Source organism: Providencia sp. 2024EL-00732, from assembly GCF_044006275.1.
Lineage (GTDB): Bacteria > Pseudomonadota > Gammaproteobacteria > Enterobacterales > Enterobacteriaceae > Providencia > Providencia huashanensis.
In genome coordinates, this window is the sequence record NZ_JBIPDG010000035.1 from 1 (window position 1) to 533 (window position 533).

At 28.3% G+C, this 533-nt stretch carries 1 pseudogene; it reads right to left on the minus strand.

Annotated elements, in window-relative coordinates:
* Positions 1–348 precede the first annotated feature (348 nt).
* Positions 349–533, minus strand: a pseudogene (locus ACHB7C_RS20755) (type 1 fimbrial protein); the annotation flags it as partial.

Here is a 533-nt window from a genome sequence, read left to right on the forward strand (position 1 = left end):
TTTTATTTTTATCCCTTTCACTGCATCACCTTTCGTTATTTATTCTTGTTATTTATGTTTCAATCGATGTTTATTCTATGGATTGAGGAGGTAACTCCATTAAATATTCATCGGTAAATCGCCATTCTATTTTTCCAGCTTGCGAGTGAACTTCATTTGTTTCGCTAAATAGTTTTTTTGTTTATTTAATCGATTTAAGGCGATATGGATATTTAAAATAGAAATTAATGTCGAGTTAAAATCTATTTTCTATTTTAATTTATTATTAATAACAAGATTATTTCTTAATGGAAATTTATAATGAAATATAATTATAAATGGTTATATTCAATAAATGTTATCTATATATTAATCGGCATAATAGCCAATAGTTAATGTTGCAGAGAAATCACCATCGCTAGGGTTGCAATTGCTTTCAGCGCAACGTAATTTGGCTGTCACCATTTTTGTTTCACTGACACTTTGAATATTATCCCAAATTATTGAGGCTGCATCTGGCTTTAATAATGAGTTCTGATTAACATCAATAACCC